The organism is Hydrocarboniphaga sp. FW305-C-57 (assembly GCF_058783045.1).
In genome coordinates this window covers 247,286-270,999 of the sequence record NZ_JBYSYG010000006.1, presented here as the reverse complement: position 1 = coordinate 270,999, position 23,714 = coordinate 247,286, and the positions used below count along the sequence as shown (strand labels likewise).

15 protein-coding genes are annotated in these 23,714 nt (G+C 64.6%); 9 read left to right on the top strand and 6 right to left on the bottom strand.

Going from position 1 to position 23,714, the window contains the following annotated elements:
• Positions 1 to 91: 91 nt before the first annotated feature.
• From gorA to AC3WUM_RS14500, 4 genes are all read right to left on the bottom strand, one after another.
• A complete protein-coding gene (gene gorA / locus AC3WUM_RS14515) occupies positions 92 to 1,471 on the bottom strand; it encodes a glutathione-disulfide reductase (protein WP_492411047.1) in 1,380 nt (459 codons plus the stop codon).
• A gap of 129 nt (positions 1,472 to 1,600) precedes the next feature.
• A complete protein-coding gene (locus tag AC3WUM_RS14510) occupies positions 1,601 to 2,638 on the bottom strand; it encodes a hypothetical protein (RefSeq protein ID WP_492411046.1) in 1,038 nt (345 codons plus the stop codon).
• 138 nt (positions 2,639 to 2,776) lie between these two features.
• Entirely contained in the window at positions 2,777 to 4,063 is a 1,287-nt protein-coding gene (locus AC3WUM_RS14505; protein ID WP_492411045.1) for a cytochrome c, read from the bottom strand.
• Positions 4,060 to 4,710, bottom strand: a complete 651-nt coding sequence (locus AC3WUM_RS14500; RefSeq protein WP_492411044.1) for a c-type cytochrome — start codon at positions 4,708 to 4,710, stop codon at positions 4,060 to 4,062. Before AC3WUM_RS14500 ends, AC3WUM_RS14505 begins: the two co-directional genes overlap by 4 nt.
• Before the next feature lie 328 nt (positions 4,711 to 5,038).
• Here AC3WUM_RS14500 and AC3WUM_RS14495 point away from each other — a divergent pair, with 328 nt between their 5' ends.
• The 3 genes from AC3WUM_RS14495 to AC3WUM_RS14485 all read left to right on the top strand — a co-directional run bounded on the left by AC3WUM_RS14495 (position 5,039) and on the right by AC3WUM_RS14485 (position 12,275).
• Entirely contained in the window at positions 5,039 to 6,259 is a 1,221-nt protein-coding gene (locus AC3WUM_RS14495) for a TonB-dependent receptor plug domain-containing protein (RefSeq protein ID WP_492411043.1), read from the top strand.
• Complete coding sequence (locus AC3WUM_RS14490) at positions 6,166 to 7,995, top strand: TonB-dependent receptor (RefSeq protein ID WP_492411096.1); 1,830 nt, start codon at positions 6,166 to 6,168, stop codon at positions 7,993 to 7,995. The genes AC3WUM_RS14495 and AC3WUM_RS14490 overlap by 94 nt, the downstream gene beginning before the upstream one ends.
• An 869-nt stretch (positions 7,996 to 8,864) precedes the next feature.
• Positions 8,865 to 12,275 (top strand): thrombospondin type 3 repeat-containing protein, encoded by a 3,411-nt coding sequence (locus AC3WUM_RS14485; RefSeq protein ID WP_492411042.1) that lies wholly within the window; start codon positions 8,865 to 8,867, stop codon positions 12,273 to 12,275.
• A gap of 398 nt (positions 12,276 to 12,673) precedes the next feature.
• Here the strand turns inward: AC3WUM_RS14485 and AC3WUM_RS14480 are convergent, their stop codons facing one another.
• Both AC3WUM_RS14480 and AC3WUM_RS14475 read right to left on the bottom strand, forming a co-directional pair.
• Positions 12,674 to 12,853: a DUF4113 domain-containing protein gene (locus AC3WUM_RS14480; RefSeq protein ID WP_492411041.1), complete on the bottom strand. Its 180-nt coding sequence runs from the start codon at positions 12,851 to 12,853 to the stop codon at positions 12,674 to 12,676.
• Between the two features lie 61 nt (positions 12,854 to 12,914).
• The gene (locus AC3WUM_RS14475) at positions 12,915 to 13,196 is read right to left on the bottom strand and encodes a DinB/UmuC family translesion DNA polymerase (RefSeq protein WP_492411040.1); all 282 of its coding nucleotides are present in this window, start codon (positions 13,194 to 13,196) and stop codon (positions 12,915 to 12,917) included.
• Positions 13,197 to 13,757: 561 nt separating this feature from the next.
• On the opposite strand from AC3WUM_RS14475, the gene AC3WUM_RS14470 reads away from it, so the two are divergent.
• The 6 genes from AC3WUM_RS14470 (at position 13,758) to AC3WUM_RS14445 (ending at position 23,686) form a co-directional block, all read left to right on the top strand.
• Positions 13,758 to 14,729, top strand: a complete 972-nt coding sequence (locus AC3WUM_RS14470; protein ID WP_492411039.1) for a tRNA dihydrouridine synthase — start codon at positions 13,758 to 13,760, stop codon at positions 14,727 to 14,729.
• A gap of 526 nt (positions 14,730 to 15,255) precedes the next feature.
• The gene (locus tag AC3WUM_RS14465) at positions 15,256 to 16,395 is read left to right on the top strand and encodes an efflux RND transporter periplasmic adaptor subunit (protein ID WP_492411038.1); all 1,140 of its coding nucleotides are present in this window, start codon (positions 15,256 to 15,258) and stop codon (positions 16,393 to 16,395) included.
• A gap of 2 nt (positions 16,396 to 16,397) precedes the next feature.
• The gene (locus AC3WUM_RS14460) at positions 16,398 to 19,544 is read left to right on the top strand and encodes an efflux RND transporter permease subunit (RefSeq protein ID WP_492411037.1); all 3,147 of its coding nucleotides are present in this window, start codon (positions 16,398 to 16,400) and stop codon (positions 19,542 to 19,544) included.
• A 653-nt stretch (positions 19,545 to 20,197) separates the two neighbouring features.
• Positions 20,198 to 21,616 carry an efflux transporter outer membrane subunit gene (locus tag AC3WUM_RS14455; protein ID WP_492411036.1) on the top strand — a complete coding sequence of 473 codons (1,419 nt, stop codon included), beginning with the start codon at positions 20,198 to 20,200 and terminating at the stop codon, positions 21,614 to 21,616.
• Positions 21,617 to 21,638: 22 nt separating this feature from the next.
• The gene (locus AC3WUM_RS14450; protein WP_492411035.1) at positions 21,639 to 22,328 is read left to right on the top strand and encodes a heavy metal response regulator transcription factor; all 690 of its coding nucleotides are present in this window, start codon (positions 21,639 to 21,641) and stop codon (positions 22,326 to 22,328) included.
• The gene (locus tag AC3WUM_RS14445; protein WP_492411034.1) at positions 22,325 to 23,686 is read left to right on the top strand and encodes a heavy metal sensor histidine kinase; all 1,362 of its coding nucleotides are present in this window, start codon (positions 22,325 to 22,327) and stop codon (positions 23,684 to 23,686) included. The genes AC3WUM_RS14450 and AC3WUM_RS14445 overlap by 4 nt, the downstream gene beginning before the upstream one ends.
• Positions 23,687 to 23,714 lie beyond the last annotated feature (28 nt).

The following is a 23,714-nucleotide window of genomic DNA, read 5'->3' as shown; positions in this document are numbered from 1 at the left end:
CAAACGCCTGCGAATGAACAAGCGGTGGCGCTTGCCTGCGCCGAGCGGCGAATGTTGGACCCGCAGCGTGAGCGATAGCTGAAGCCGCGATTCAGCTTGGCCGATCCGCAAGCGGAGTACGCATCGTCACGAACTCTTCGGCGGTGGTCGGATGGATGCCGATGGTGTCGTCGAAGATCGCCTTGGTCGCACCGGCCTTGAGCGCGACCGCGAGCCCTTGAATCACTTCGCCCGCATCGGGCCCGACCATGTGGCAGCCCAGCACGCGGTCACTGCGCGCATCGACGACGAGCTTCAGGAAGGTGCTTTCCTTCGAATCGGTCAGCGTGAGCTTGAGCGGCTTGAAGCGGCTTTCGAACACGCGCAACTCGAAACCCGCCTCGCGCGCCGCCGCTTCGGTCAAACCGACCGTGCCGATGTTCGGCAGGCTGAAAACTGCGGTCGGGATCAGCGTGTAATCGAGCGGCCGATAGTCTTCCGGCTTGAACAGCGAGCGTGCGAGCGCCATGCCTTCGGCGAGCGCGACCGGCGTGAGCTGCACGCGGCCGATCACATCGCCGACCGCATGGATCGAAGGCTCGTCGGTGCGGAATCGCGCATCGACGGCGATGAAGCCGCGCTCGTCGAGCCGCACGCGCGTGTTCTCGAGCCCTAGCCCTCCAAGCCGCGGTCGCCGGCCCGTCGCGAACAGCACGCAGTCCGCATCGAGCACGCGGCCGTCGTTGAGCTGCACCGCGAGACTCGAGTCGGGACGCTTTTCAATGCGAACGATGTCGGCGTTGAACTGCAGGTCGAGGCCCTTGAGCGTGAGCTGCTCGCGCAGATGCCGGCGCACGCTGTCGTCGAAACCACGCAGGAACAGATCGCCGCGATACAGCTGGCTGACCTGCGCGCCGAGTCCATGAAAGACACCCGCGAACTCGGTGGCGATGTAGCCGCCGCCCGCGACGATCACGCGCCGGGGCAGCCGCGGCAGATGAAAAGCCTGATCGGAGCTGATCGCATGCTCGATTCCCGGAATCCCGGGCAGCTGGGGCTCGCAACCCGTCGCGATCAGCACATGCTCGGCGCTGTAGCGTTGTGGCCCCGCCGCCGTATCGACTTGAACCGTGTGCGCATCGAGCAGGCGCGCGGTTCCATGCACCGTCTGCACACCGGCCTTGTCGAGCAGTTCGCCGTAGATGCGATTGAGCCGGGCGATCTCGCGGTTCTTGTTGGCCAGCAGCGTAGGCCAATCGAAGCTCGGTTCACCAAGCGACCAGCCGTAGGCGCCGGCCTGCTCGAAGTCGTCCGAGTACGAGGCCGAGTAGACGAGCATCTTCTTCGGCACGCAGCCGAGGTTCACGCAGGTTCCGCCGAGCTGCTTGTTCTCGGCGACGATCACGCGCGCTCCGAGCTGCGCCGCGATCCGCGAGGCCCGCACCCCGCCCGAGCCCGCACCGATCACGAACAAATCGACGTCGTAAGCCATGAGGCAACTCCGGCCATGAAAAACGCATTGTCACCGAAGACGAGGTCGACGGTGACAATGCGTTTTATCCAACTGGCCGGTCATGGGACTGGCCCCGCGTACCGGAGTCGAAGGGCTTCCTCCTCTGGGTTATGAACCGCGGTTGCCGAGATCGAAGTCGTAGTCGATATCGCTGCTACGGTCGGCACGTTCGAGGCCGCTGCGCTCGCTGCTGCTCGTGCGCGTGAACCCGAGGCTGTTGTTGTTGGAGCGTTCGATATCGCCGTCGTCCGAGCCGTTTCCGCTGATCCTGAGGCTGCTCTCGCCCGAGGTCTGCATCGCCAGGCGATTCTCGACCGAACGACTGCGCGGAGCATCGTCCGTGCGGGCCTTGACCTCGCCGCTACGATCGAAGTTCAGCGAGGACGTGCGCTTGAAGCTCGAGCTCGAATCGCGCTGGGCGAGCGCACCGCCGCTGGTTTCGCGGCTGCCTTCGAGCGTGTTCTCGATGTTGAGCGTTCGATCGAGCGAACGCTCGCCCGAGCTGCGATCCGAGGGATCGGGACGCTTGGCTTCGACGACGTTGGTGATCTTGAAATCCCCATTCTGGCCGGCGACGGTGAGCGTGCGTGTACGCGTGTCGCCATCGCGATCGCTGTCCGTCGTTACCTGCGGCAGACGGTCGCGCAGCGCGCTCGCGTCGGCCTCTTCGAGTCCCGGCAAGGACGCACGGCGATCCTGGATTCGATCGCGCAGCGCGCTGTCGCCATTATCGGCGGCATTCAGCCGCGCGACATCGCGGCCCGCGGCACGGCGGTCCTCGCGACGATCTTCGCGGCGCTCCTGCGCATTCTCGCGGCGGTCGCGTGCGGCCTCGCGCAGGTTGTCGACCCGATCGCCATCGAGCAGCTCGCGCGCGCGGCTGTTGTCCATGCGGTCTTCGCGCGCGTCGGCCCGTGCATCCGCGCGATCGGCGATGCGCTCGCGCAAATCGGCGCGCGCACTCGTCAGCGAATCGGCTCGCGATGCATTGACGGCGTTCGCTCGATTGGCGCGCAGCGCGCTGAAGTTGTTGCTGTCGCCGTTGCGCGAGCCGAGGCCCTGGAGGCCAAGCGCGTTGTCGGCCTGGGCGCTGAACGTCGCCATCGAAGCGGCGATCAGCGGAGCAAGAAGAAACTTGCGATTCATGGTGAGCGTCTCCGTTCCTGAGTTGAGGCTTGTCGCTATGCGACTCTGTGTGTTGCTGGAACGGATGCTGCGCGTTTCCGCCTGAATGCTCCCTAAAAATTCGCCATTGAACATCAAATAGTTAGACGCTTTCCACGTTCATTGGCGGTCCAGATTCCGATGCTCGCGCACCTCGGTTTCCGACACCGGCCGACCGCGGTTGCCCCAGCTCGCCCGAATGAAGGTGAGCAGATCGGCGATCTCTTCGTCGCTGAGCCGGGTGCCGAACGGCGGCATGCCGAACGGACGCGGATTGCCTTCGGTGCCGGGCTCGTAGCCACCGAAGCGGATGATGCGAATGCTGTTGACCGCCGAGCTCATCGACAGCGCGCGGTTACCGGCCAGGGCTGGTGCGACCGGCGACTGGCCTTCACCTGCATCGCCATGGCAATCGGCGCAATGCGTGCGGTAAAGCTCGGCGCCGCGCTCCATCATTGGTTTGACGCTCGGCTGCGGCACGCGCACATAAGCCTTCTGTGGAGGCACGGGCTGTTTCGGCAAGGCGCGCAGGTACGTCGCCATCGCCCGCAGATCGGCTTCGCTCGTGTGCTGCAGGCTCTCGAAGACGACTTCGGCCATCGGCCCCGATGCGCTCGCATCGCGCGATTTTCCGGCACCGAGCAATGCGATCACGTCGTCCTCGCTCCAGTCCGCGACACTGGCCTCCTCGACCGAGTGCAGCGACGGCGAATACCACGACAGCACGAGTCCGCCCGAGGGATTGTCCGACGACTGCACGGCCCCGAGCGCGTTGCGCGCCTCATGGCAGGCACTGCAATGACCAAGCCCCTGCACGAGATAGGCGCCGCGATTCCACAGCTCGCTCTGCGCATCGTCGGGCTCGTAGACACCCGGACGGAAGAACAATCCGCGCCAGGCGATCAGCAGCGCGCGATACCGGTACGGAAAACGCAGTTCGTGTTCGCGAGCCGGCGCGCGCACCGCGGGCAGCGAGCGCAGATACGCGAACAGGGCATCGGAATCGGCGCGCGTGATCTTGGTGTAGTTGGTGTACGGAAACACCGGATACAGCAGCTTGCCGTTCTTCGATCGGCCTTCGTGCAAGGCCAGCCAGAAATCGTCCGCAGTCCAGTTGCCGAGCCCGGTTTCGGCGTCGGGCGTCAGGTTCGGCGAATAGAAAGTGCCGAACGGCGTCGGCGTTCCGCGCCCGCCCGCGTAGGCCTGGCCGCCGCGCAGCGTGTGGCAGGCCTTGCAATCGCCGAGCACGGCCAGGTAGCGGCCGCGTTCGATCTGCGCGACCGCGTCCCGTGTCGCTTGCGAGGCGTGGACCTCGTCATGGCGCAAGCCGAGATACGCGAGCACCACGAGCGCGACGCAGACCAGCGCTGCTGCGGCGGCGATCGCCGCGATCGTCGAACGCTTCATTGCAGGCCCACGCTGCCGCAGCGCTCGGGCAGCGCCTGGCTCTGCAATTGCGGATGCGAGTCGGCCGGTACCGGCGTGGTCGCCAGGAACGCCGCAACGGCCGCGACATCGGCCGGCGTGAGGCGATGCGTGATCGTGCTCATGCAATCGGGCGCGACGGTGCGGCGACTGCCTGTCTGCCAGGCACCGAACTGCGCGACGAGATAGTCGTAAGGCAGGCCCACGAGCCCGGGCACATCGGGCGCGAGCCCGGTCAGGCGCTCGCCATGGCAGGCCTGGCAGGACGGGATGTCGCGTGACGCGTCGCCTTCGCGCACGAGCTTGCGACCGCGTTCGAGCACGGCCGCATCGCGCTCGACATGCATGGGAGCCGGATACGGCAGTTCCTGCGCGGCGAAGTGATCGGCGAGTTCGCGCAGGAATTCTTCGCGCTGGAAATCGACCATGTAGGCCATCGCCGCGTTGTGCCGGCGACCGTCGCGAAAGTTGAGGAGCTGGTTGAACAGATAACCCGCCGGCTTGCCCGCGATGCGCGGATACCAGCCATCCGGCGTCGCCCTGCCCTCGGGCCCATGGCAGGCCTCGCAGGGCTTGGCGCGCTGGGCGGTGCTGTCGAACTGCAGGCTCTGCGCTTGCACGGCGCCCATGCAAAGCGCGAACAGGAGAACAGCGATCAGCTGGCGATGGCTAGGCATGGCCACATGATCGCAACTGCCGCTGCCCTGACTCAAGCTGAACGCCGCCGATGAGGACTACAGGCCTGTCAGCCTTGCGATGACTTCCCATATGGCGACGGCCTACCCATACTCGGGCGAAAGTGCGTAGCAGCACTGCAGCGACGCGCGAGCAAGGATGCTCCAGCGACTCGATTACCGATCGATCCGCACGCGCTGCCGGGAGGCCAGGAACTGGCGACCGATCGGCCACGGCCGACTCCCGCACAACGGAACATCTACCGGGAAAGGAGATCCGGATATGTCATGCCCAGGCCATCACGGCCGCCCAGGTGCCAGCAGCGCACAGGTCAAATCCGTCGCCACCGCTTCGGCTGCCGCTCTACTGCTCTCACTGCTGCCGCGTCATGCGCTCGCGCAGCTCGAAGCCCCGACTCCGCAAGCGCAGCCAGCGCCCGCTGCAACGCCGGCTGCCGAGCCGAGCTTGGAGGCGGATTCACAAGCGCAGCCTTCCGACGAATCGGCAACCGAAGCGCCTGTCGAAGCCGCGCAGCAGATCCTACCCGCGGGCGACCACGGCGTCGCCGAAGTGGTCGTCACCGGCATTCGCGGAAGCCTCGGCCGCGCGATGGACATCAAGCGCGAGAACAAGCAGCTCGTCGATGCGATCGTCGCGGTCGATATCGGCAAGTTTCCGGACAACAACACGGTCGAAGCCTTGCAGCGCGTGACCGGCATCCAGGTCGGCGGTCGCGACAGCGGCGAAGCCAACAACGTCACCATCCGCGGGCTCAACGACATCAGCACCACGCTCAACGGACGCCAGGTGTTCACGGCCACCGATCGCTCGATCGCGCTCGCCGACATTCCGGCGAGCCTGCTCGGCGGCGTGAATGTCTACAAGACGCGCTCGCCCGACATGATCGAAGGTGGCGTCGCCGGCCAGATCGACGTGCGCACGCAGCGACCGTTCGACTTCGATGGCAGCAAGCTCGTGCTGTCGGCGCGCGGCATCCACAGCGAGGAAGGCGACACCACCGATCCGACCGTCAGCGCACTGCTGAGCAATCGCTGGAACACCGGCATCGGCGAAATCGGCGCGCTGGTCAACGTGTCGTATCAGCGCCTGCGCTTTCGGGACCAGACCACCTGGGCCGGTTCGCTCGATCCCTACGATGCGGCGACAGGCGATCGCATTCCGGAATTTAACGCCGACGGTACGCGCATCATAAATCGCGGCACCGCGCTATCGACCACGCCGGGATCGACGATCGACGTCGACGGCACGCCGACCGAATACCTGCTGCTGCGCGACGCGATGGGCGGCTTCGACAAATATGGTGAGCGCGAACGCCCGGCCGGCAACATCGCGTTGCAATGGGCGCCGAACGAGACGTCGAAGTATCTGTTCGAGCCTTCTATTTCGGACTGCGCGGCAAGGATGCGAACTCGCAGCTGTTCGCGTTCACCAATGGCGATCGGTATCAGGACTTCGACACCTACGACGGCAGCAACGTCGTGAGCCGCAACTACCTCGACGCGCCAGCCCTCTACACCAACGTCAACGCGACCCGGCCCAAGACCGACAACTACATGTACGCGCTCGGCGGCGAATGGCAGCTCGCCGACGCCTTCACGCTGAAATCAGAAGCCATCTACCAGACGACGAAGTACACGCAGCTGTCGCAGGGTCAGAATCTCGACGGCACACGCTATCGAGCGGACGTGGCCTTCAACGCAGACGGCAAGGGCACACCATCACTCGAGTTCCTCGACGATCCCGCGACAGACGGCATCGACGAATCCGACCTGAGCGATCCGAACCAATGGCGCTACACCTGGTACTACGACAGCATCACCAAAAACAAAGGCGACGCCTGGACCTGGACCGCCGACGGCGACTGGCGCGTCGATTACGGCGTGCTCGAAAAGATTCGCTTCGGCGTTCGCTACGATCGGCATGATGCGAAATCGCGCAGCGGCAATCAGCAGGCCAATTGCGAGGCTGTCGCGAGCTGCGATCCCTCGCTCGCATCGAATCCCGATCGCGACGAGACCACGCCCGGCAATTTCTTCTCTGGCGAAGCGAACTACCCCTCGCAATGGCTCACAGGCGACTACCGCTACCTGCTCGCCAACGTCGCCGCGAGCCGCGCCATGTATGGCTTCAACGGCGCGCCGGCCTTCGATCCCGCGAACTACTTCGACATTCGCGAGAACACCTACGCGGGCTACGTGATGGCCGACTTCGACGTGCAGACCGGCATCGGCGGCTTCGACGGCCAGGCCGGCCTGCGCGTGATCCGCGCCGAATCCGATCTCGGCTACAACACGCTGCAACAGGACTGGGAACCGAGCGAACTCAAGACCAGCCGCACCGATGCGCTGCCGAGCGCGGTGATCCGCTACAAGCCGCGGGCCGACGTGATCGCGCGACTGGCCTATGGCAAGACCATCGGCCGGCCGGGCTTCGCGCAGCTCAATCCGGCGATGGTGCTCAACCCGGCGACTTCCACGGGCGCGACCTTCGGTTATGCGGCGAGCGGCAATCCCGATCTCGACCCGGTCGAAGCGCAGACGCTGGACCTGAGCCTGGAGTGGTATTTCAGCAAGAGCTCGAGCATTTTCGGCACGCTGTTCTGGCGCGACGTGGACGGCTTCATCACCAACGTCAATCGCAGCCTCCAGGTCAGCGATCGGACACCCGAACTCAACGGCAACTACGTGCTGACGACGCCTGAGAACGCCGGCAAGGGCAAGCTCAACGGGGCCGAACTCGGCTTCCAGTGGTTCCCGGATCGTCTGCCGAATGTGCTCAAGGGCTTCGGCGTGCAGGCCAACTACACCTGGATCGACAGCGAATCGCGCGATCCGGTCTACGGCAATCCCGACGACGCCACCGAAGTCACCGACACCCGCAACAGCCGCGTCGCCGGCGTATCGGACTGGGCCTACAGCGTCACGCTCGCCTACGAGCGCTACGGCGTGAGCTCGCGTCTTTCGTGGGTCGATCGCGGCAAGTTCCTGACCGGCTACAACTACTGCTGCTCGATGCCAAGCGAAACCTATTCGTCGGGCGAAGCCTCGATGGACCTGCAGCTGGCCTACGACATCAACCCAAACTTCACAGTCACCTTCGACGCGACCAACCTGACCAACGAAATCTATAGCACGTACTACGGCGACAGCCGGCTGTTCAACCAGGACTCGCAGCTCTACAGCCGGACTTTCGCGTTGGGGTTGCGGTATCGGCTGTAGCCCGGAGTACGACGACCCGGGCTTTGGTTTCGATGTTATTCTGGCTTGTATCTGAAGGTCAGCCATGTGCCACTCGACGACAAAACACCGTCGAATACCGTCAAACAACTCGCCAGAATTTCTACTTCTGAATGGTCTGTTTGACGAGGAAGCTTACGCATCCATTAATGGGGATTGCCTGTCCTTCGTACTTCATCACAACGGGCCCAGCGGCGAAGACCTTGCAGCTTGGCGGCCCCTTAGCGAGTCGCCGGCGGTGAGTCTTCCACCGCTGGGCTGCGGCGTGCCGAACCCACGCGCAGGCAATCCGCCTGCGTCGATCGGAGTCGCCCCGTGCGCCAGCATCAATATCCTCATCTAAAGCAGCTCATCCAGCTCGTCCGCGAGCAGTCCCATCGGCATCGTCCGCACTAGGTCTGGTCGGACTTCTGCGAACTCTCGGCCCTGGCCATCTCCAACAGCGTCGACAAGCAGCACGCCGAGGCGCGCGAGGCGAGCATCGGCGTGCTTGAGCGCCGAGAGAAGAACGTCACCAGCCGGTACAGGCGTTAGATGGTCACGCGCGCGTAGACGGCCAGCATCAGCGTGTCGTCGGTCGCGTTCTGCAGCCAAATATTAGCGCTGACGGCCACTCGTCTGGCCGGTGCGCCCGCTTGGCTGCATTGCGGCCGAATAGAGGGCCATCAAGCGAACGTTGCAGTGTAGTGTGGCGCAATCCAGGGAAGGGGGATCGTATGTCTCACATAGCGAAATTTGTGGCTGTAGTGGTGCTGGGCTGTCTAACTCAGTCCTGCAGCGAGCCATCGTCCGGCCCAACATCCGCAGACGGGGTTTCTTCATTGGAGCGGCCGAAGGCGGGACTATTTGCGATGCCAGGGCCTCCTGGTGGCCTCGCCAGCGCATTGAGAACGGCCGCGAAGTCGGAAGGTGACGCCGACGATGACGGACTGCCGGATGCTAGTGATGCGTTCCCGAATGATCCGGGGGAGTTCCTCGATTCGGATGGCGATGGGATAGGCAATTTCGCCGATGCCGATGAAGACGGCGACAGCGTTCTCGACCAGAACGATGCGTTTCCCTTCGATCCGGCGCGCTGGGCGGAAGTCACCTTCACCGAGAGCGAGCCCAACGACACCGTAATCGATGCTGACGTGGTCCCCGAATCATGGCCAATCACCATCCAAGGAACGCTCGATGGGCCACTGGACGTAGACGTTATCAAGCGCCCACCTTTTCCCACGATCCCTCCGGGTCAATTCGTATTTTGGACCATCGCCTATCGCGCCACTGTCAGTTCCGCCGTCGACATGTCACTGATTGATGCCAGTGGCGGTCCGATTCAGTCCTTGCTCGGAACCTACAAGCCCAAGAACGGAGCGGAAGCCCTCGCGTATTCGTCGGCTCTGCCGGGCAATATCTACTACGCTTCAGACTATGGAGGATCGGCAGACGACTATCTCGTTATCCGCCCATCAGCTGATGCGATTTATCCGCAGTCGTATTCGATCCAGATTTTTGTCGATTCGGAAGGCGATCTTGTTCCCGACGAACTCGAAAAGGCGCTTGGTCTTCGGGTCGACGCGCTGGATGCAGACGCGGATGGAATCTCCGACTTGGCCGAACTCACCGTTGCAATGTCGTCGTCGCCAGCGTTGTTCGATCGAGATGGCGATCAAATCCCGGACTGGCTCGACAAGGATTCCGACAACGACAGCATTCCGGATGCGGTGGAGGGCACGGACGATCTGGATGGCGACGACTTGCCCAACTATGTCGACACAGACTCTGATGGCAACCTGATATTGGACTCGGTCGAAAGAGGATCGTCACCCGGAAACTACGTCGACACCGATAAGGACAGCATTCCTGATTGGCGCGATCTGGACGATGACGGCGACCTTGTGCTGGACGTCAACGATCCGGATCGCTTGCTGCCAGTGGCAGGCTTTGCCGCCGGGACAGCAAACAGTCCCTATCTGATCAAAGCCGGCATCTTGGACTCGAATGGAAATTTCGTAGCAGGAGTAGGAAGGGCGGGTGATGCTCTCGTGATAAGAGCTGACAACGTTGCAAGTCTGGGAACGCCGACGTTTGTCGTCGTCGCCGAGAACCTGGGATTCACCGCCGCCGGCCGTTCACGCATCGCCAACATCGCGGTGAGCACTTCAAGCGGTACATTCATGCCCACCCTACCTTGGGCAGCGGACGATACCGTGGGACTGCTCGTCACGGATGGCTTGGTGTCGTCCAATGTACTGGGGCTCAAGATACTGGCGCACGATGCGCCGTTGATTGGTCAAGTAGTGTCTGTACTTGGCACCGGAAATGTTGCGCTGACCGTCAAGGGTGATCACTTCGGCACCGCTGCAAGCTTGCTCGTCGATGGCGAGGTTGTGCCCAGTGCAGTGGTTCAGAATGCAACGACGATCACCGCCGCACTGTCGGCGACATCGCTGCAAGGTACTGTTCAAGTGCTCAGTGAAGGCGCCGCCAGCAACCTGCAAGCATTTAGTACTGCGCGAAATGGCACGCTGGTACTTTCACTCCCAAGCGCTGCCCCTTTGGCGGTGACGGATCTCCATCTCTTGTCCGACGGCGACTATGTTGCGCCGGCGTCTTCCTCTGGCAGCGCGGCATTCCGGACGAATGGTGACTGTTTATATGCGACAGCGAGCACATCAATAGACGACGAAGAGACGGTACTCAGCGGCTTGGTTTCGATGGGTGACACTGCGCCGGTCCTCAATGTGGAAACGACCGCGGTTTCCTTGGCGCTTATGCCGTTGATGGCGATCGGCGGGATCGATCTCGAGAAGGCTTGCACGCTAAGGGCCCAGGTTGCAGCGCTGGCCGCCGTGCAGGCGTTGAAAACGCTAATTGAAAATGCGCTGGCTGCTGACGCAAAGCTCCCTGACTTTGATACGCCGACTCAAAAAGCCGTTCTGAGCGATGCCGTATCCGCAGTGGCGGCGGAGATCGGTACGCCCAACCAGAGCCGTCTTGGCTTGGCTTCCCCCAAAGCAGTTCGAGCAAAGGCGGCATCGACTGAGGAGTTACCCACGATCACGCCTGTGGCGCAATTCGACCTAGAAGTCTATGCACTGGAAAAGGACGACAAACCCACCGGTGACGTCGGCGTGCGCAACGATACTTCTCTCTATTACTCGGTACGAATGCTCAACCGAGAGACAGGTGACGAAGTGCTGGGGCATGCGACCAGTTGGCTCGATCCCCGATTGGTACAGCCACAAGACCCGCTGATCAGCGTCGTGAACGGATCGTATGCCGCCAAAGAAAAGGAGGACTTCCATCAGCCGCGATTCCGGGATGTAGATATCGATCTGGTCAAATCGATCGCTGGCGGGTCTGGAGGGGCATCGTTCAATGCCGCGATCGACACCGATCCCGCCATTCATGCAGCGACGCGGACGATCCTTTCGCAGATCATGACCCCGTGGCTGTCCGCCGTTCTCGGGTTGCCTGGTCACGTTTTTTTCGATGCCATTTGCGCAGGTCTCTATTACTACCCATCGCTGCATATGGCAGTGGCTTCGAACATCGCCAACGGCGACTACGCAGGCGCAGCCCGCTTGATCCTCAGCCAGATCGTAGATGATGTATCTCAGCGAGGGCCGATCTATCAAGTACTGGCTGGAGCCGTAGCGGACCCGGAACTGCTGCGAAAGGTGGCCTTGAAGCGCTTGACTCCATATCTCAACATCATATCGGTCGTGCTGGATCTCGGATCAACCGCCTCGGACACCTCCAAGGCCCTGTACGACCTTGCGACGATACCAGCGAAGGTACGCTTCGCAGTTGAGTGGCCCCTTCGTATTCATGACATCAAACCGGACGGCGATGCTAATTCCTGGGCCTGGGTGGGGCTTGGACTTCCGATGCGGATGACCGGGACTGGGTTCTGGTATGTGGTCGACACCAACAACGTAGAGTCGCCGCCATTGGTCCATATCAAAATTTCCACGGGCGAGGAAGAATTCCTGTCACCAACCAATATCGATCCGGACGGCATCTCATTGGTTTTTCCAGGATTGACGGCAGTCATTGGTGGAGTTGATAGCCACGGCCCAGGCGACACGATGGAAATCACCGTCGCACGAGGCGAAAAGGAGTCGCAGCCTGTGGAGTATGAGTGGCGGCAGGTAACCGTGTCTTGCCCTACTGACTACGGCTCGTACGACTTCACGCTGGTGGGTTGGCAATACTTTTACTATCCCGGCAAAACGCATGAGCAGGTTATGGCTGAGCAGGGTTGCTTTTGATCGTTAGGGATTAGGAGAGCAGAACGATGAAAAGTGAATCGAAGTTGAGTTGGAGGTTGTGGCTCCTACCCCCCGTCGCAGTGCTGCTGATCACTTACGGTACATACTTCCTGATCACGGGCGAACCGATTCCAGCGGGGGGAGGTACTGGGACCCACGGTGGCTCCGGTCGAATCGGAGGTTCCCTGTTGATGCTGGAAGGTGCTGTCATTGGCATTGTCTTCTACGTGATCTATCGGCGTGTACGCCGATCGGGGCAGTCGGACAGTAAACCGCCCGGATAATGCCGGAGGCAGTCATGACTCGGCGGGGTTTCGTCAACGCGCCTTTCACCATCTACCCTGCACGCTGGATCATCTGCTGGCGGCTACTATCAACGAGCATTAGAAAAGCCGGGGTTAACTCGCGGAAGCGTTGGCCGCCAGCAAGTCGTCCCAGCTCGTGGTGGGGCGGCGTGAGCCGCTGTCGCTGCATCTTCCAGCGGCGTTCCCGCTCGATGTCCCGGCGCCAGCGACGACCAAGCTGTCGGGGCCAGCCTTCGCGTTGACGCTGTCGAGCGCGGCAGTGAGGCGATGCACTTGGCGCGCGTCGCCTCGTCTTCAAACAGGGGTGCGCTGGCGTTCCCGCGGCGGTCGCAGTTCAGTCAGCATGGTGCCGGCCTTCTTGTACTGAAAGCCGGCGCGTTAGCCTGTCGATAGCGGCCCGCGTATACACAGCGAGCATCAGTGTGTCGTCGGTGGCGTGCGGCAATTGAATCGTAATGCCGCGTGAGTATTGGCAGCGATCCTCGCGGAAGGGATTGGTTTCGACGAAGACATACAGTGCGCCGACGAGCAGCTGCTGCTCGCGCAAGCGCTCTGCGGCGCGGCTGACATAGGTCAGCACGGCCCGGCGCAGCTCGTCGACGAAGTCAGACGTCATTGTGGTCTCGGTATGGGCGCCGGGCATGTCTGAAACAGTCGAAATCACGCAGCGATTTCGTCCTAGCTCTCCGGGCCCCTTCGCATTGATTGGAGATGCCCAATTCATTGTCGAAGGTAAAGTCCTGAAACAAGAGTCCGCTGCGACTTGCTCAATCCAGTCATATCCGCTGCCCGATTCACTCCAGAACTGCAAACTGTTCCATAGAGCTCCCCACCTTCAGCGCTGCACTTCTCGGGTGCTCCCGTAAAGCTCGGGAACTGTATCGATGCACCATATAACTGCACGCTGGCAGGTCCGGACCTGTACGGCGGAGGTCCAGACCTCCTCGCTTGGAGCCCGGAACCTGTTTCGCGACAGTTCTCAAGCTTCCAGCGTGCAGCTCAATGGGGCATAGCCAGAGCCCAAGGGCTCTGCCGTACAGCTTGTGTACTCAAGCCATGCAGCTTCGAGGTGCATGGGAACAGGTTCAGGACTCTTTCGCTGCGGTTAGGGCGCAGCTGCGGGTGCAGCCCGGTTGCTCCCAAGCTACGATGCGCGCCCGTTTTTCACGCAGCTCCCATGCAACTCGCTCTCGCGCCGATGGAAGGCCTTGTCGACGACATCCTGCGCGACGTGCTCACGCGGGTCGGCGGCATCGACTGGTGCGTGACCGAGTTCGTGCGCGTGAACGAGCAGCTGCTGCCGCCTGCGGTGTTTCATCGCTTCGGACCCGAGCTCAAGCACGGCTCGCGCACGCGCGCCGGCACGCCGCTGCGCGTGCAGCTGCTCGGCAGCAATCCGACCTGCCTCGGTGACAACGCGGCGCTCGCCTGCACGCTCGGGGCGCCCGTGATCGACCTGAACTTCGGTTGCCCGGCCAAGACCGTGAACAAGTCGCGCGGCGGCGCGGTGCTGCTCAAGGAACCCGAGCTGCTAAATGCGATCGTGCGTGAAGTCCGGCGCAGCGTTCCGGCCGAAATTCCCGTTACCGCCAAGATGCGCCTGGGCTATGAGGACACCAGCCTGGCGCTCGACTGCGCGCACGCGCTCGCCGACGGCGGAGCCGCGCAGATCGTCGTACACGCACGCACCAAGGCCGATGGCTACAAGCCGCCTGCGCACTGGGAATGGATCGCGCGCATCAGCGAGGCGATCGCGCGGCCGGTCTACGCGAATGGCGAAATCTGGAACCTGCAGGATTGGCGGCGCTGCCGGCAGGTCAGCGGCATGCAGGATTTCATGCTTGGCCGCGGGCTCGTCGCCTGCCCCGACCTCGCCCTGCAGATTCGCGCCGACCGCGAGGGCCGCGACTACAGGCCGATGGGCTGGGACGAGCTGCTGCCGCTGGTCCGGTATTTCTGGACCCGGCAGCGGCAAAAGCTGCCGGCGATGTATGCGCCCGGGCGCATCAAGCAGTGGCTCAACTGGCTGGCGCGCAATTACGCGGAGGCCGCCGAGCTGTTTGCGCGAGTGCGCCGCGAGACCGATTGTGTGGAGATCGATCGGATCGTGCTCGGCTTGGAAGATGTGACACGGCTGCGGGTGGCCTGAGAGAGCGCTCGTCTTTTCAAGCGGACCCTCTCTCCCCACTACGCGGGACTCTCTCCCGCAAGCGGGAGAGAGGAAAAGCACAATTCCGCTCGCTTGTCCCCTCTCCCGCTTGAGGTGAAGTCACCTCGCGATGAAGTCGTCTTGGGTGAGCTCGTCTTGGGTGAGCTCGTCTTGTGGTGAGGTCGTCTTGTGGTGAGGTCGTCAGGACGGGTGAGGGGCGGCCCGGAAAGTGCGCACCCTCCATCGAGTCACCCTCGGCTCCGTCTGCGCGGTCATCGATGGACGGCAATAACCCCCGGTTATACGCCCCCATCCGCATTTCATTTGCTGGCCCCGCGCCAGCCCCCCATAGTCAGACTTGGATCAACGTGGCCTGACCGCGCGTCCATGGAGAAGCTTCGTAAGGGCTTGTGCGCCCACGAAAACTTGCTGACGACGCCGTAAGCTTTGTGTCAGTCCGAAGTCCATCGGATTGCTTTACTTTTAGCCTCGCCGCAGCGTGCGGCGCCTCCTTCAGGATGAATCGATGACCGCCGCCCTGCGCAAGCGCTCCGTGTTGCTCGCCTGCGTGTTGCTCGCTCTGGCCGCTATTGCCTGGTGGTTCTTCGGCGCAGCGAAGACCGAGCCCACCGCCAAGCCGACGGTGATTCCGGTCGGGCTCGAAACCGTGCAGCTGCGCGACGTTCCGCAGTCGACCAGCGGCATCGGCTCGGTGCAGTCGCTGCACTCCGTCACGCTGCGCTCGCAGGTCGAAGGCGTGCTCGCCGAAGTGCTGTTCCGCGAAGGCCAGATGGTCAAGCGCGGCGATCTGCTGGCCCGCATCGACGATCGCGAATATGCCGCCGCGCTGATGCAGGCCGAGGCCGAACTCGCGAGCAACCAGGCCCAGCTCAAGTCGGCCGAGCTCGATCAGGTGCGCTACGGCAACCTGCTCAAGGAAGAAGCGGTCTCGGTGCAGATCGTCGAGCAGCAGACCGCCACGGTCGCGCGCCTGCGCGCCGCCGTGCGCTCGAGCGAGGCCGCGGTGGCCACCGCCAGGGTGCAGCTCTCGTACACGCGCATCGTCTCGCCGATCGACGGCCGCGTCGGCCTGCGCCGCGTCGACGCCGGCAACCTGGTTCGCGCCAACGATGCCGAAGGCCTCGTGACGGTGACCCAGATCACCCCGATCTCGGTCATCTTCAGCCTGCCGCAGGAGCTGCTGCCGACGCTGCGCCCGCTGCTCGACGGCGCCGCCGCGCCGGTCAAGGCCTACACGCGCGAAGCCGGCACCCAGCTCGCCGAAGGCAAGCTCGCGACGATCGACAACCAGGTCGACCCGACCACCGGCATGGTGCGCCTGCGCGCCGACTTCGCGAACGCCGACGGCTCGCTGTGGCCGGGCCAGTTCGTCACCGTGCAGTTGCTCACGGGCCAGTTCCCGAAGGCGCTCGTGGTGCCCGTGCGCAGCCTGCGCCACGGCCTCAACGGCGCATACGTGTTCCGCGTGAAGGACGGCAAGGCCGAGGTGGTTCCGGTGAAGACCTCGTTCCAGGACGACAGCATCGTCGTCGTCACCGAAGGCCTCGCGGCTGGCGATCGCATCGTCATCGACGGCTATTCGCGCATCAAGGCCGGCTCGCAGGTGCGCGAGGTCGAGGCCGCCGTGAACAAGGCGGCTGACTGACGATGTCCGATTCCCATCTGCAACCGAGCCGGGCTCAGCTGGGACTCTCCAGGCCCGGGCTGTCGGGCTGGTTCATCGACCACCCGATCGCGACGGTCCTGCTCACGCTCGGCATCCTGTTCCTCGGCGTGCTCGCGTTTCCGCAGCTGCCGGTCGCCGCGGTGCCCGAGATCGATCTGCCGACGATCCAGATCAGCGCCAAGCTGCCCGGCGCGAGCCCCGAGACGATGGCCTCGTCGGTCGCCACGCCGCTCGAGGTGGAGTTGTCCGGCGTGCCGGGCATCACCGACATGACCTCGAGCAGCTCGCTCGGCAGCACCAGCATCACGCTGCAGTTCACGCTCGGCAAAAGCATCGACGTCGCCGCGCAGGAAGTGCAGGCCGCGATCAACGCGGCCACCGCGCGCCTGCCGTCCGACCTGCCGAGCCTGCCGACCTGGAAGAAGGTCAATCCGAACGATGGCCCGATCCTGCTGCTGCGCATGCAGTCCGAGCTGCTCACGCCGATCGAACTGTCCGATCTCGCGGAGACGCTGATCGCGCGCCAGATCTCGCAGATCGAAGGTGTCGCGGTCGTCGACCTGAATGGCCTGCGCAAGCCGGCGCTGCGCATCCAGGCCGCTCCGGAGAAACTCGCCGCCTTCGGCCTCACGCTCGCCGACGTGCGGACCGCGATCCGCAATGCGAGCGTCAACCAGGCCAAGGGCGCGCTCTACGGCTCGCAGCGCATCTCGACGATCGCGACCAACGATCAGATCTTCAATCCGGACGACTACAAGGGCCTGGTCGTCAGCTATCGCAACGGCGTGCCGGTGTTTCTCGGCGACGTGGCGAAGGTCACCACGGGTTCGGAAGACGATTACCTCGCGGCCTGGATCAACGGCGAACGCGGCGTCGGCGTGATCGTGCGTCGCCAGCCCGGCGCGAACCTGATCGAAGTGGCCGATCGCATCATTGCCGAGCTGCCACGCCTGCGCAGCCTGCTGCCGGCCGGCGTCGAACTCGAACTGCTGTCCGACCGCACGCGCACCACGCGCGCTTCGCTGCACGAGGTCGAGATCACGCTCGGCGTGACGATCGGCCTCGTGATCATGGTCATGGGCCTGTTCCTGCGCCAGCTGTCGGCCACCGCGATCGTCGCCTCGGTGCTCAGCGTCGCGCTCGTGGCGACTGCCGCGGCGATGTACGCGCTGGGCTTCTCGCTCAACAACCTCACGCTCGTGGCGCTGATCGTCGGCGTCGGCTTCATCGTCGACGACGCCATCGTCGTCGTCGAAAACATTCACCGTCATCTCGAAGCCGGCGAGCCGATGCGCACGGCCGCGCTCAAGGGCGTCTCCGAGATCGGCTTCACGGTCGTCACGATCAGCTTCTCGCTGATCGCAGCCTTCATCCCGCTGCTGTTCATGGGCGGCACCATCGGCCGGCTGTTCCGCGAGTTCTCGCTGACGCTGACGGCCGCGATCCTCATTTCGGTGGTCGCCTCGCTGACGCTCGCGCCGATGCTCGCCTCGCGCTTCATGAAATCCGCTCCGGAACACAAACCCGGCGGATTCTCCGAGCGCCTGATCGCGCTCTACGATCGCGGATTGGTGTGGACGCTCGAGCACCAGCGCATCATGCTCGGCGTGTTCGCGATCACCGTCGCCATGGCGGTGGCGAGCTACGTGATGGTGCCGAAGGGCTTCTTCCCGATCCAGGACACCGGCTTCGTGCTCGGCACTTCGCAGGCGGCCGAAGACGTCTCGTACGAGGACATGCTCGTCAAGAACAAGATGCTCGAAGACATCCTGCTCGCCGATCCGGCCGTCGATGGCCTGATCCAGGCGGTCGGCGCGGGCTTTTCGAGCACGTCGGTGTCGACCGGCCGCTTCTGGATTTCGCTCAAGGACATCGAGGATCGCGACGTGAACTCCGAGGAGTTCATCGATCGCATTCGCCCGAAGGCCGCGCAGGTTCCGGGCATCCAGCTGTTTTTGCGCACCAACCAGGAGGTCAACGTCGGCAGCCGCGGCGGTCGCGCACAATTCCTCTACGCGCTCAAAGGCCCCGACAGCGACGGCCTCGCGCGCTGGGCCGACCTGCTCGTCGATCGCATGAAGTCCTCGCCGATGGTCCGCGACGTCTCGAGCGATCTGCAGCTCGGCGCCGCCGTCACCAAGCTCGTCATCGATCGCGCCGCCGCCGCGCGCTTCGGCCTGTCCACCGCCGACATCGACCAGGCCCTCTACGATGCCTTCGGCCAGCGCCAGATCAGCGAGTACCAGACCGAAACCAACCAGTACAAGGTCATCCTCGAAATCGATCCGGCGCTGCGCGGCCGCATCGACAGCCTCGACTACTTCCGCCTGCGCTCGCCGCTGACCGGCGAGATGGTGCCGCTGTCGGCGCTCGCGAGAGTCCAGCCGACCGCCGCAGGGCCGCTGTCGATCGCGCACGATGGCTTGTTTCCGTCGGCGAACATTTCGTTCAACCTCGCGCCGGGTTATGCGCTCGGCGATGTCGTCAACATGGTGCAGGCGCTGCAGGCCGAGATCGGCATGCCGACCGAGTACAGCGGCAGCTTCCGCGGCAATGCGCAGGCCTTCCAGGATTCGCTCGCGAGCCAGCCCGTGCTGATCCTCACCGCGCTGCTCGCCGTCTACATCATCCTCGGCGTGCTCTACGAGAGCTTCGTGCATCCGCTGACGATCCTGTCGACGCTGCCCTCGGCCGGCATCGGCGCGATCTGGATGCTGTCGGCCTTCGGCTTCGATTTCTCGATCATGGCGATGATCGGCATCGTGCTGCTGATCGGCATCGTCAAGAAGAACGGCATCCTGATGGTCGATTTCGCGCTGCATGCGCAGCGTGAGGAGGGCCTGTCGCCGCGCGAGGCCGTGCACAAGGCCTGCCTGGTTCGCTTCCGTCCGATCATGATGACCACGCTCGCCGCCCTGCTCGGCGCGGTGCCGCTGATGTTCAGCCTCGGCATGGGCTCGGAACTGCGACAGCCGCTCGGTTTCGCGATCGTCGGCGGCCTGCTGCTGAGCCAGCTGCTCACACTGTTCACGACGCCGGTCGTCTACCTGGCGCTCGATCGGCTGTTCCATCGCGAGGTGCCCGACGGCATGGTCGGCGCGAGCACCACGCCGGAGACCGTGCGATGAGCTCCGTGCGCAATCAGCTTACGGGTGTCGTACCTCTCGCCCTCCAGGGCGCCGGTGGATCGGGGATGTCCGGAGCCGACGCGCAACCGCGCCTGCCCTGCCGTTCCTCTCTCCCGCTTGCGGCAGAGAATCCCCGCACAGCGGAGGAGAGAGGGGGCATCTGCACAGGGAGCGCACTTTTCCGGCAGCCCCTCTCCCGGTCCTTCGGACCACCCTCTCCCACAAGTGGGAGAGGGGATTGGGCAAGACTCCTGCAAAGCGGCCGGGCGCGCCTGCTTTGTCATTCCTCTCTCCCGCTTGTGGCAGAGAGTCCCCGCGTAGCGGGGGAGAGAGGGGGCGTCTGCACAGGGAGCGCACTTTTCTGGCAGCCCCTCTCCCTGTCCTTCGGACCACCCTCGCCCACAAGTGGGAGAGGGGATTGGGCAAGGCTCCTGCAAAGCGGCCGGGCGCGCCTGCCTTGCCGTTCCTCTCTCCCGCTTGCGGGAGAGAGTCCCCGCGCAGCGGGGGAGAGAGGGGGCGTCTGCACAGGGAGCGCACCTTTCCGGCAGCCCCTCTCCCTGTCCTTCAGACCACCCTCGCCCACAAGTGGGAGAGGAGACTGGGGAAGACTCCTGCAAAGCGGCCGGGGCAGCCGCTCTTCAACTCGATCGAACATGAAACTCCGTCGCTCAGCCTTGCTTTGCCTCGCCGCAGCCGCAGTACTGCTCGCGGGTTGCGCGAGCACGCCCAGGACGCTGCCGAGCGCGGAACTGCAGGCGAGCTGGAGCGAGGCTCCGGCCGGCGACGTCACCCAGCTCACGGCCGACGGCTCGGCCGCGTGGTGGACGCTGTTCGGCGATCCGGTGCTCGACGAGCTGATCAAGCGCGCCGAAGCGCGCAACCTCGATCTGCGCAGCGCCGAGGCCAGCGTGCAGGAGGCGCGCGCCTCGCGCGCCGGAGCGCGCTCCGCCCTGCTTCCGCAGCTCAATCTCGATGCCGATTTCACGCGCGGCCGTCCGCTGCAGCTCGGCGGCAGCTTGCGCGAATCGGCCAGCATCGGCCCGACCGTGAACTGGGAGCTCGACCTGTTCGGCCGGCTGCGTTCGCAGCAGCGCGCCGAAGTGGCCAACCTGCTCGCGAGCGAGGCCGATCGCGATGCGGTGCGTCTGACCGTGCTCGCCGAAGTGGCGCGCAGCTATCTCGAGTACCGGCTCTATCGCGTGCAGCAATCGCTGGCCGAGAAGACCGTCGAGGCGCAGGCGCGCACCGCGCGCATTACCCAGGCCCGCTTCGGCCAGGGCATGGGCTCGCGGCTCGACGTGGAGCGCGCCAACTCGCTGCTCGCCACCATCCGCGCCGCGGTTCCGCAGGCGCACGAGCAGGCCGAATCGGCGTTCCATCGCCTGGTGCGACTCACGGCCTCGACGCCCGAAGCGCTCGAAGCCCTGCTGCCGCGCGAAGTCTCGTCCGACAGCCTGCCGACCACCGATGCGCTGTCTGTGCTGATGACGCCGACGCAGGTGCTCGGCCAGCGTCCCGACGTGCGCGCGGCCGAACGCCGGCTCGTCGCGGCGGCCGCCACGCTCGATGCGACGCGCACGCTGCGCTATCCGCAGCTCACGCTGTCCTCGCTGATCGGCATCGGCGTGACCGACGCCAGCGACATCTTCAAGAGCTCGACCAACACCTGGTCGATCAGCGCCGGCCTGCTGACGCCGCTGTTCGATTTCGGCCGCATCCGCGCCGCGATCGACGTCGCCGACGCGCGCCAGGAACAGGCTTATCTGGCCTACGAATCGTCGGTGCGCACCGCGCTGCAGGAAACGCAGACGGCGATCGTGCTCTACACGCAGGGCCAGCTGCGCCAGACCGAACTCGGGCACGCGGCCGATGCGGCGCGCAAGGCGGCGGCGATCGCCCGCACGCAGTACGCGCAGGGCCTGCTGTCGATGATCGACGTGCTCGACGCCGAGCGCAGCCTCTACGACGCGGAGCGCGACTGGTCGTCGGCCTCGGCCGATGTGTCGCTGCGGCTCGTGACGCTGTACCAGACCATGGGTGTGGTGCCGAAGCACTCGCCGCCCCAATCCTGAGTCCAGGCATACTCGCAGGCGTATGAAGATCCTGATCGTCGAAGACGAGCCCAAGACTTCCGCCTATCTGCAGCGCGGCCTGAGCGAGCAGGGTTACTCGGTCGATCTCGCCACCGACGGCATCAGCGGCCGGCATCTGGCGATCGAGATCGATTACGACGTGATCGTGCTCGACGTCATGCTGCCGGGCCTCGACGGCCTGTCGGTGCTGCGCGAGCTGCGCCTGCGCAAGCAGACGCCCGTGATCATGCTGACCGCGCGCGACCGCATCGACGACCGCGTGCTCGGCCTGCAGGCCGGCGCCGACGACTACCTCGTCAAGCCGTTCTCGTTCCTCGAGCTGATCGCGCGCCTGCAGGCGCTCACGCGGCGCGGACGCCAGGCCGCGGTGTCGCAGCTGCGCATCGGCGATCTCGAGATCGACCTGTTCGCGCGCAAGGCCTGGCGCGCGGGACAGCGGCTCGACCTGACCGCAAAGGAATTCGCCCTGCTCGCCGCGCTCGCGCGCCGCCAGGGCGAGATCATGTCCAAGACCGTGATCGCCGAGCTGGTCTGGGACGTCAATTTCGACAGCGACGCGAACGTCGTCGAAGTGGCCGTGCGCCGCCTGCGCGGCAAGCTCGACGATCCGTTCAAGCAGAAGCTGCTGCACACCATCCGCGGCATGGGCTACGTGCTCGAGGTCCGCGAGCCGCAGGAGCACTCCGCGTGAGGCTGTCGATCTCGCGCCGCCTCGCGATCATGTTCGCGGCCACCGGCTTTCTGGTGTTCGTGCTGTTCGGCGTGGTGCTGCACGGCGTGCTGCAGCGCGAGCTCGACCGCAGCGAACGCGCCGAGCTCACGCGGCGCATGGATCTCTACACGCCGGTCATCGTGCGCAACGGCGAGCCCGCGCGCTGGCATCTGGCGGTGACGCGGCTCGATGCGGTGACGCCCGACAACGGCAGCGCCCGCTACTGGGTGCTCGGCGACGATCCGGGCTTTCGCTACGGCAAGCCCACGCCCGAGCTCATGGAAATGGCGCGAAACGAAGGCTATGGCGAGATTCATCTCGAAGGCCACGAAGCGCCGCTGAGCATCCTCACGCGCAAACTCACGCTCACCGACGGCAAGACGGTGGTGCGCTTCGTCGCGGCGGTCGACAAGGGCCGCTACATCGAGACGATGAACTCGTTCACCTACGCGCTGATCGGCGTTTCGATCGCCGGCATGCTGCTGGTGGCGATGCTCGGCCACTGGATCGCGCATTTCTCGCTGCGCCCGCTCGAACACCTCGCGCGCGAGGCGCGCAGCCTGAGCCCGAGCAAGCTCTCGCAGCGCCTGCACAGTGGCGGGCTGCCGCCCGAGCTGTCCGAGCTCACGGCCTCGTTCAACGGCGCGCTCGACCGTCTCGAATCGGCCTATCAGCAGCTCGAAGGCTTCAACGCCGATGCGGCGCATGAGCTGCGCACGCCGCTGACGAATCTGATCGGCCAGACCCAGGTCGCGCTGTCGCGCGAACGCGGGGCCGGCGAGCTCGAGGAAACCCTGCAATCGAACCTCGAGGAGCTCGAGCGCCTGCGCGCGATCGTCAACGACATGCTGTTCCTCGCGCGCGCCGACCAGGGCCAGCGCGCGCGCGATCGCGTCCAGGTCTCGCTCGCGCAGGAGATCGCCAAGACCGTCGAGTATCTCGACTTCGTGCTCGACGATGCCGGCGTGCAGGTGCGCATCGACGGCGACGCGACCATCGCGGTCGAGACCGCCCTGCTCGGCCGGGCGATGACGAACCTGCTGATCAACGCGGTGCAGCACTCGGAGCGCAGCTCGGAGATCGTCGCCGAGATCGCGAGCGAGGCGAGCGGCGTGCGCGTGGCCGTGCACAATTCCGGCCCGCGCATCGCCGACGATCACCTGGCGCGGCTGTTCGACCGCTTCTACCGGCTCGACAGCGCGCGCAGCGGCAGCCGCGACAACCACGGCCTGGGCCTGGCGATCGTGCGCGCGATCGCCACCATGCACGGCGGCTCGGTGTTCGCTCGCAGCGTGGGTGGCATCAATACCTTCGGCTTCACGCTCGCGGCGAGCTGACGCTGGCCCGGAGACGGGATTCGTAGAA

Coding starts and splice junctions, on each gene's coding strand:
- gorA (WP_492411047.1), bottom strand. CDS start 1,471: ATGGCTTACGACGTCGATTTGTTCGTGATCGGTGCGGGCTCGGGCGGG.
- AC3WUM_RS14510 (WP_492411046.1), bottom strand. CDS start 2,638: ATGAATCGCAAGTTTCTTCTTGCTCCGCTGATCGCCGCTTCGATGGCG.
- AC3WUM_RS14505 (WP_492411045.1), bottom strand. CDS start 4,063: ATGAAGCGTTCGACGATCGCGGCGATCGCCGCCGCAGCAGCGCTGGTC.
- AC3WUM_RS14500 (WP_492411044.1), bottom strand. CDS start 4,710: ATGGGCGCCGTGCAAGCGCAGAGCCTGCAGTTCGACAGCACCGCCCAG.
- AC3WUM_RS14495 (WP_492411043.1), top strand. CDS start 5,039: ATGTCATGCCCAGGCCATCACGGCCGCCCAGGTGCCAGCAGCGCACAG.
- AC3WUM_RS14485 (WP_492411042.1), top strand. CDS start 8,865: ATGCCAGGGCCTCCTGGTGGCCTCGCCAGCGCATTGAGAACGGCCGCG.
- AC3WUM_RS14475 (WP_492411040.1), bottom strand. CDS start 13,196: ATGACGTCTGACTTCGTCGACGAGCTGCGCCGGGCCGTGCTGACCTAT.
- AC3WUM_RS14470 (WP_492411039.1), top strand. CDS start 13,758: ATGCAACTCGCTCTCGCGCCGATGGAAGGCCTTGTCGACGACATCCTG.
- AC3WUM_RS14465 (WP_492411038.1), top strand. CDS start 15,256: ATGACCGCCGCCCTGCGCAAGCGCTCCGTGTTGCTCGCCTGCGTGTTG.
- AC3WUM_RS14460 (WP_492411037.1), top strand. CDS start 16,398: ATGTCCGATTCCCATCTGCAACCGAGCCGGGCTCAGCTGGGACTCTCC.
- AC3WUM_RS14455 (WP_492411036.1), top strand. CDS start 20,198: ATGAAACTCCGTCGCTCAGCCTTGCTTTGCCTCGCCGCAGCCGCAGTA.
- AC3WUM_RS14450 (WP_492411035.1), top strand. CDS start 21,639: ATGAAGATCCTGATCGTCGAAGACGAGCCCAAGACTTCCGCCTATCTG.